The organism is Streptomyces sp. NPDC043176 (assembly GCF_056436715.1).
The window spans coordinates 1-7,990 of the sequence record NZ_JBWKCA010000051.1 but is presented as its reverse complement, the minus strand read 5'-3'; the positions used below and the strand labels follow the sequence as shown (position 1 = coordinate 7,990).

At 70.4% G+C, this 7,990-nt stretch carries 1 protein-coding gene; it reads right to left on the bottom strand.

The features are described 5' to 3' along the window. A partial coding sequence (locus AC067A_RS37210) for an SDR family NAD(P)-dependent oxidoreductase (protein ID WP_479248089.1) occupies positions 1-7,990 on the bottom strand: 7,990 nt, incomplete at both ends.

Genomic DNA, 7,990 nt, shown 5'->3' with positions numbered 1-7,990 from the left:
ACTCATCCATCCGACGCGCGAACACCACCGACGAACCCAGCAGATCCGCCCCCATCCCCACCCACTGCGCACCCTGACCAGGAAAGACAAACGCCACCCCACCAGCCGCACTCTCACCCACGGCCGTCACGACACCCGGCGCCCACTCCCCACGGGAAACAGCCTCCAGACCAGCCACCGCCCCCTCACGATCCGCCGCCACCACCACGGCACGATCCGCCAGGGCACCACGAGTCGCCACCAAAGACCGCGCCACAGACGAGAGTTCGTCCTCGGTACGTTCCGACAGGAACCCCGCCAGCCGGGCGGCCTGACCCGCCAAAGCAGCCTGACCACGCCCCGAGAGGAGAAGGGGAACAACCGGGCCCTCCAAGGCTCCCTGCTCACCCTCGGCCGCCACCTGCTCCGGCGCCTGCTCCAAAATGACGTGCGCGTTCGTACCACTGACACCGAAACCAGAGACGGCCGCACGACGAGGGCGACCGCTTTCAGGCCACTGCCGGGCCTCGGTGAGCAGTTCCACCGCACCCGCCGACCAGTCCACCTGAGGAGTCGGCTCGTCCACATGCAGCGTGCGCGGCAGAACACCGTGACGCATCGCCTGCACCATCTTGATCACACCCGCCACACCCGCAGCCGCCTGCGTATGACCGATGTTCGACTTCAACGAACCCAGCCACAACGGCCGCCCCGCGTCACGACCCTGACCATAAGTCGCCAACAGCGCGTGCGCCTCGATCGGATCACCCAACGGCGTCCCGGTGCCATGCGCCTCCACCACATCGACCTCACCGGCCGCGAGCCCCGCGCTCGCCAACGCACGCCGGATCACCCGCTGCTGCGACGGACCGTTCGGCGCGGTCAGCCCATTCGACGCACCATCCTGATTCACCGCCGAACCCCGCACCACCGCCAGCACCCGGTGCCCGTTACGAACCGCGTCCGACAACCGCTCCAGCACCAGCACACCCGCACCCTCGGCCCAACCGGTGCCGTCGGCAGAAGACGAGAACGCCTTGCACCGGCCATCGACAGCAAGACCACGCTGGCGCGAGAACGCCACGAAGGCATCGGCCCCCGGCATCACGGTCACACCACCGGCCAGCGCCAACGAGGACTCCCCCGACCGCAGCGACTGCGCCGCCATATGCAGAGCCACCAGCGACGACGAACACGCCGTGTCCACCGTCACCGCCGGGCCCTCAAGCCCCAGCACGTACGACACCCGGCCCGACAGCACACTCCCCGCGCCACCCGTCATCAGGTAGCCCTCGACACCCTCGGGAACCGTGTCGGCGCGCGTCGTGTACTCGTGATTGACCATTCCGGAGAACACGCCGACGGGCTTGCCGCGCAGGGTGGCCGGGTCGATCCCGGCCCGCTCCAGCGCCTCCCACGAGGCCTCCAGCATCAGCCGCTGCTGCGGGTCCATCGCCAGCGCCTCACGCGGCGAGATCCCGAAGAACCCCGCATCGAACTCCGCCGCGCCGTAGAGGAAACCACCCTCCCGCGTGTAACTCGTACCCGCGTGATCCGGATCCGGGTGATACAGGTTCTCCAGATCCCAACCACGATCCTGCGGGAAACCGGATATCCCGTCGCCACCGGACCGGACGAGCTCCCACAGCTCGTCCGGCGAGGAAACACCGCCTGGCAGGCGGCAGGCCATCCCCACGATCGCGACCGGCTCGCTCGGATCGTGGAGGGCATGGGTCGCGTCGGTGACCTCGGTGTGCCGGCCGAAGAGTTCTGCCTGCAGGAACTCGGCGAGCTCGACCGGTGACGGATAGTCGAAGACCAGGGTGGTCGGAAGGCTGACGCCCAGGACGGCCTGGAGCCGCGTCTGCAGCCTGACCGCCGCCAGGGAGTCGAAACCGAGGCTCTGGAAGGCCCTGGTCGCCTCGATCCCGTCGACGCGGTCATGGCCCAGGACGGCGGCGGCGTGCTCGCTGACCAGCTGGAGCAGCTTCAGGCTCTGCTCGTTCCCCGGCAGCGCGGCAAGGTCTGCGGCCGGGCTACCGGCCTCGAACGCCTCTGCCGACTGCGTCGCCGGGCCGTCGGGTCGGGCCGACGTGTCCGGCGTGCTCGACCCGTCGTCGGAGGTTCGGACGTTCTTGTCCGGGGCCGGGGAGCCCACCTTGGTCGGGACGGGTTCCACCCAGAAGCGCCGGTGCTGAAACGCATAGGTCGGCAGCTCGACACGGCGCGGCGAGGCGCCCTCGAACAGTGCGGTCCACGTGACGGGTACACCTCGAGCGTGCAGTCGGGCGAGTGCCGTGACGGCGGTGAGCGGCTCGTGGCCATCACGCTGGAGTGTGGGGATGAACCCGCCGCCGACGGTCTGGTCGCCGACCGCGTCCTGTGCCATGGCACTGAGGACTCCGTCGGGGCCCAGCTCCAGGAAAGTGGTGACGTCGTGCTCCCGCAGGGTCCGCAGCCCGTCGTGAAAACGCACGGCCTGACGCACCTGCTGAACCCAGTAGTGGGCGGAACACAGCTGCTCGGGCGTGGCCACGGTGCCCGTGAGGGTGGAGATGACCGGGATGGTGGGGGGCAGGTACGCCAGCCCGGATGCCAGCTCACGGAATTCGTCGAGCATGCCGTCCATGCGCGAGGAGTGGAAGGCGTGGCTGACCCGCAGTCGCTTGGTTCGGTGGCCGCGGGCGGCCAGTTCGGCCGTTACAGCCGTGACCGCGTCCGTGTCGCCCGAGATGACCACCGAGGCCGGCCCGTTGACCGCGGCGATCGCCGCGTCGGGGTACGCGGCGACCAGGGACAGGACCTCGGTCTCCGGTGCGTTGACGGCGATCATCGCCCCGCCACCGGGCAGCGCCTGCATCAGCCGTGCGCGTGCCGCGACCAGTGCGGCCGCGTCCTCGAGTGACAACACTCCGGCACAGTGGGCGGCGCTCAGCTCGCCGATGGAGTGGCCGGTGAGGAAGTCGGCGCGGACGCCCCAGGACTCGTACAGACGATGGAGCGACGTCTCCAGTGCGAAGAGAGCACTCTGGGCGTAGACGGTGGAGTCGAGCCGTGCGGCCTCGTCGGAACCGGCCCGGGCGAACACCACGTCGCGGAGGGGCAGCTCCACCGTGTCGGCGAGTTGCCGGTCGAGCTCCGCGCACAGGGCATCGAACGAGGCGCGGTACACCGGGTAGCGCTCGTACAACTCGCGTCCCATGCGGGCACGTTGGCTTCCCTGCCCGGCGAAGAGGAAGGCGAGCCGTCCCGGGCGCCGCTCGTCCCGGGCAAGTGTCTCCGGGAGAGTTTCACTGTTGGCCAGCTTCTCCAGATCGGTGAGGAGCCGATCCCGGTCCGTGCCCACGATGGCTGCACGATGGTCGAAGACCGCTCGGGTGGTGAGGAGCGAGTACGCGAGGTCGGTGCCGTTGACCGCGGGTGTCCGACGGATGTGCGCGGCCAGTTCGGCGGCCTGGCCGCGCAGGGCGTCGGGACTCTTCGCGGAGAGCAGCCACGGAAGGACGGGGGCGGCATCGGGAGCGGTGTCCCCGGCGGCATCCACCTGCTCCGCCATCGGCGCCTGCTCCAGGATGACGTGCGCGTTGGTGCCACTGACACCGAAACTGGACACGGCCGCACGACGGGGATGTCCCGTCTCGGGCCACTGCCGGGCCTCGGTGAGCAGTTCCACCGCACCCGCCGACCAGTCGACCTGAGGGGTCGGCTCATCGACGTGCAGTGTGCGCGGCAGGACACCGCGGCGCATCGCCTGCACCATCTTGATCACACCCGCCACACCCGCAGCCGCCTGCGTGTGACCGATGTTCGACTTCAACGACCCAAGCCACAACGGCCGATCCGCGTCACGGCCCTGACCATAGGTCGCGATGACCGCCTGCGCCTCGATCGGATCACCCAGCACCGTCCCGGTGCCATGCGCCTCCACCACATCGACCTCACCGGCCGCGAGCCCCGCGTTCGCCAGCGCACGCCGGATCACCCGCTGCTGCGAGGGACCGTTCGGCGCGGTCAGCCCATTCGACGCACCATCCTGATTCACCGCCGAACCCCGCACCACCGCCAGCACCTCGTGACCGTTGCGAACGGCGTCCGACAACCGCTCCAGGAGCAGCACGCCGACACCCTCGGCCCACCCCGTACCGTCGGCAGAAGCCGCGAACGACTTGCACCGGCCGTCGACGGCCAGACCACGCTGCCGCGAGAAATCGACGAACGCGTCGGGCTCGGTCATCACGGTCACCCCGCCGGCCAGCGCCATCGAGCACTCGCCCGACCGCAGCGACTGCGCCGCCAGGTGCAGAGCCACCAGCGACGACGAACACGCCGTGTCCAGCGTCACCGCCGGGCCCTCAAGCCCCAGCACGTACGACACGCGGCCGGACAGGACGGCGTCGGAGACACCGGTGATCCTGTGGCCCTCCACCAACTCGGGCCGCTGCTGCAGGCGCAGCGCGTATCCCTGGGTGTTCACGCCGGCGAAGACGCCGATCCCGCTGCCCCGCAGAGCGGTCGGGTCGATGCCCGCCCGTTCGAAGACCTCCCACGAGGTCTCCAGGAACAACCGTTGCTGCGGATCCATCGCCAGCGCCTCACGCGGCGAGATCTCGAAGAAGTCGGCGTCGAACCCGGCCACGTCCGTCAGGAACGCACCCCGCTTGGTGTACGTGGTGCCCGGGTGATCAGGGTCAGGATGGTAAAGGGCGTCCAGGTCCCAGCCACGATCGTCAGGGAAGTCACCGATGGCGTCGGTGCCATCGAGGAGCAGCTTCCACAGCCCTTCGGGACCATTGACTCCGCCGGGGAAGCGGCAGCTCATGCCGACGATCGCGATGGGATCGTCGTCGGACGACGGGGTCGTTGCGGGCGTTTCGGGGGCGTCGGCCACCACGTCGGCGCCAAGGATTTCGGCGCGCAGCCACCTGGCGAGGGTGCGCGGGTTCGGGTGGTCGAAGAGCAGCGTCGACGGAAGCCTCAGCCCCGTCTCGCCGGCGAGACGGTTACGCAGCTCGACCGACGTCAGGGAGTCGAAGCCCGCCTCCCGGAATGACCGGGCCGGCTCGATCCGCTCCCCGGACGAGTGGCCGAGGATCTCCGCGGCACGACCGCCGATCAGGGTGAGCAAGTACTCCTCTTGGTCGGCCTCGGTCAGCGGAGCGAGCCGTCGTGCCAGATCCGTGGCGCCCTCGGGAGGCGCCGACGCGGTGCGCCGGCCGCGCGTCACAAGCCCGCGCAGCAGTACGGGTACCGGCGTCGACGCGGACCGGTCCCCAAGGGCCCCGAGATCCAGCTTGGCCGGCACCAGGGCCGGCTCAGCGGTCGTCAGCCCGGCGTCGAACAACGCCATGCCCAGGTCCGCGGAGATCGCGGACATTCCGATGCGCCTGTTGCGCTGCAGGTCGGTGGCGCTGAGGTGAGCGGTCATCTCGCTGCTGAACGACCAGTAGCCCCAGGCGAGCGAGGTGGCGGGCAGCCCGACGGTCCGGCGACGCCGTGCCAGTGCGTCCAGGAAGGCGTTCGCTGCCGCGTAGTTGCCCTGACCCGGGTTGCCGAAGACCCCGGCAGCCGAGGAGAACAGGACGAAGGCCGCGAGATCGAGCTCACGGGTCAGCTCGTCCAGGACCAGCGCGGCGTCCGCCTTCGGGCGCAGGACGGCGTCCAACCGTTCCGGGGTGAGGGCGGTGACCACTCCGTCGTCGAGCACACCCGCCGTGTGCACCACGGCGGTGAGCGGAGCGTCCTGCGGGACGGACGAGAGCAGATCGGCGACCACGGCGCGGTCGGCGACATCGCACGCGACGATACGCACCCGGGCTCCGAGCGCGGTCAGTTCTGCCTCGAGCGCCGGCGCCCCTGGGGCGTCCGGGCCCCGGCGACTGGCCAGGATCAGGCTCCGAACGTGGTGCTCACCGACCAGGTGTCGGGCCACCAGGGCGCCCAGGGCACCGGTGCCCCCGGTGATCAGGACCGTGCCCCTGGGGTCCCATGGCCGTGCATCCATCGCACCCCGATCGAGGGCACGAACGAGCCGGGGCACCCGCACCGTGCCTGAGCGGAACGCGAGCTGCGGCTCGCCGGACGCCAGGACATCCGTCAGTACGCCCGCCGGTACCGGGGGCCACGAGGCCATGTCGTCGACCGGACCGTCCGTGCTCACCAGCACGAACCGGTCAGGATGCTCGGACTGCGCCGACCGCACCAGGCCCCACACCGCGGCGGCCACCGGATCATCCGTGTCCGGCGTCAGCAGGATCAGCCGGGCACCCTCCGGTGTCGGCTCCGCGAGCCATGCCTGCAGCAGCCCCAACGCCCGGGTGAGCAGTGGCCGAAGGCCGTCCCGCAGATCCGTGAGGTCCGCCACCACGAGATCGGACGTCGCTCCGTCCGCCGCCCATGCCGCCACGTCGGCGGCCGTGCGGACCCGCACCGCCTCGTCCGAACCAGCGGCCCGTGGCAGGGTGAACTCGGTCCACGTGACCTGGAACAACGCGTCCTGCGACCGCGCGGCTCCCGGATCCGACTCCGGAAAGTCCACCGGCTGCCACGCCACCGACTCGACCGACGCGACCGCGGCACCGTGGACATCGGCCAGACGCAGACCGAACCCTCCGGCCTTCCCCGGTACCACCTGCACCCGGAGCCGCGACGCACCTGTCGCGTAGAGACGTACGCCGCGCCACACGCACGGCAACCCGTCGGGCTCGTCGGACTCCGTCCGGGTGTACCCGAACCTGGCGGCGGCCTCCAGCAGGACCGGATGCAGTCCGAACCGGTCCGGCTCGACGCCTTCCGGCAGCGCGAGTTCCGTGCAGGACCGCGGGTCCTGCGGTGGCCACTGCGACATCTCGAAGTCGGACACCGTCTCATCGGGAGCCAACTGCGCACTCGCGTACCGGATCCACTGCGCGCGTTCCTCGCCGTCTTCGCGCCGTCCGTGGACCAGGACCGGCCGTTTCCCGGAGTCGTCCGGCCCACCGACGGCGACCCGCACCTGCACGCCACCCGACACGGGCAGCACCAACGGCGCCTCGATGTCCAGTTCCGCGATCAGACCGCAGCCGACCTCGTCACCCGCCCTCATCACCAGATCCACGAACGCCGCCGCCGGCACGGCACCCGCGTCAGCCGCCCAGGGCAGCGAGTGTGCGGACCAGCGTGAGGTGAACAGCACGCCACCGGTGGCCGGGATCTCCACCCGGGCCCCCAGCAGCGGGTGGTCGACACCGGCCAGGCCCAGCACCGAAGGATCGCCCGCACCCCGACCGGACTCCAGCCAGAAACGCTGCCGCTGGAAGGCATACGTCGGCAGCTCAACCGGCCAGTCCCCGTCCCGGCCCACCAACGCCGCCCAATCGACCCCGACGCCCTGGACGTGCAACCGCGCCAACGCCTCCAGGAAACGGACGGGACCGCCCTCGTCACGACGCAGGGTTCCGGTCACCACCGACGCGCCGACGCCGCACGCCTCGACGGTCTCCTCGATACCGGGAACAAGAACGGGATGCGAGCTGACCTCGACGAACACCCGATGACCCGCCACCGCCAACGCCCGAGTGGCCTCCTCGAACCGGACCGTCTGACGCAGATTGCGATACCAGTAACCGGCGTCCAACGTGGCCGTGTCGACCACCTCACCGGTGACGGTGGAGTAGAACGGCACCCCACCGGCACGTGGCGTGATCCCGGCCAGAACCGCCCGCAGCTCCTCCTCGACCTCCTCCACCTGCACCGAGTGCGAACCGTAATCAACCGGAATACGGCGAACCCGCACCCCGCCCCTCTCACACACCGTGATCAAGTCGGCCAGGGCCCGCTGCTCACCGGCAACCACCACCGACCGCGGACCGTTGACGGCCGCGATCTCCACACCCACACACCCGGCCAGCATCGCCCGGACCTCATCCACACCAGCGGCGACCGACGCCATGCCCCCACGACCCGACAACCGCGCCGCGATCACACCACTACGCCGCACCACCACCCGGGCAGCGTCCTCCAACGACAAAGCCCC